1 protein-coding gene is annotated in these 1339 nt (G+C 45.3%); it reads left to right on the plus strand.

Translation table 11 applies throughout. The features are described 5' to 3' along the window. Positions 1–114: 114 nt before the first annotated feature. On the plus strand, positions 115–1209 hold the full coding sequence (locus V7D78_RS17355; protein WP_333609705.1) for an ISAs1 family transposase: 1095 nt from the start codon (positions 115–117) through the stop codon (positions 1207–1209). The last annotated feature ends 130 nt before the right edge of the window (positions 1210–1339 follow it).

Consider the following 1339-nt stretch of genomic DNA (forward strand, 5'->3'; position numbering starts at 1 on the left):
TCAATCCGCTGTTTAATTTCATCAATAATATAACAGGGCGGGATCATACTTTTTAGGGAACTTTGTTGAAATTCATTGATCAGATCAAAAATTTACCTTTTCTGGCACTGAACAATGAGTTTTATCGACTACCTTGACCAAATAGAAGATCACCGTACCGACATTAACAAAGAATATAACCTGGGCGATATTATTTTCTTAACGATGGCGGCTGTATTAGCGGGTGCTGAGGGTTGGAAAGCAATCAAAATTTTTGGTGACAGTAAGTTGGCGTGGTTGCGCCAGTATAGAGAATTTAAAACCGGCATCCCTACCCGACACTCCATAGGCAGAATTATTCGTGGACTCAGTAATGAAGCGCTGTTGTCCAGTTTTGCACGGTGGATTAACGAGCAACGTGAGCATACCGGTAAACCTCAGATTGCGTTTGATGGCAAAACCCTGCGTGGCACAGGTAAGCGCGGTGGTACAGATGCCCTGCATTTGGTGAGTGCCATGGTGGTAGAGAGTGGTTTAATACTGACGCAACAACCTTCTTTGGGTAAGAAAAATGAAATCAAAACGCTGCAGACTATGCTGCAAAGTTTGGAAGTGAAAGGTACCGTCATTAGTGCTGATGCCATGCATACACAAACTGAGACGGCTAAACTTTCCAGAGCCGGTGGTGCAGATTATTTGTTGCAGCTAAAAGATAATCAGAAGAGCTTGCATGAAGAGGTCAGCGCATACTTCCATAAAGTCAGGCGAGATGATGCGGCTTTATATAATGCTCAATATATCAAGGAAGTAGATGGTGAGCATGGGCGGATAGTCGAGCGAGAATATCGGGCCTTACCGGTTTCAGAATGGATAAAAGACATTGATAGCTGGCAGGATATTCAAAGCGTGATAGAAGTGATTCGAACACGAGAAGGTAAAACTGCGGAGGTAAGCCACTACATCAGCTCACTGGCCACTGATGTACAGGAATTGAGCCGTACCATCCGTCATCACTGGGCTATCGAGAATAGCCAGCATTGGGTGTTAGATGTCACATTCCGGGAAGATGAAAGCCAAATTTATGCTGAAGATGGCGCGAAAAACCTCGCCTTATTTAGGCGAGCCCTGCTTAATCTTATCAAGGCTCACCCGATGAAAGACAGCGTGGCAGGAAAAAGACAACGAGCCTATTGGGATGATAAATTTAGGGCGGAAATCTTGTTTGGTTAATTTTCAAACAAAGTATGTTCCCGCCCTGCCTCAGACGGGGTGTTGTGGCACAAGCTGCATTCTCAAAAGCGGGCCGCTGTGCTAACCTGCCGGCATAGTATTTTGCCTGAGAAAGTCGATGCCAGAGCCC

It is taken from the genome of Arsukibacterium sp. (genome assembly GCF_036735525.1).
Classification (GTDB): Bacteria; Pseudomonadota; Gammaproteobacteria; order Enterobacterales; family Alteromonadaceae; genus Alishewanella.

Bases quoted from the DNA above. Each gene is read 5' to 3' on its own strand.
- V7D78_RS17355 (WP_333609705.1), top strand. From the start codon at position 115: ATGAGTTTTATCGACTACCTTGACCAAATAGAAGATCACCGTACCGAC.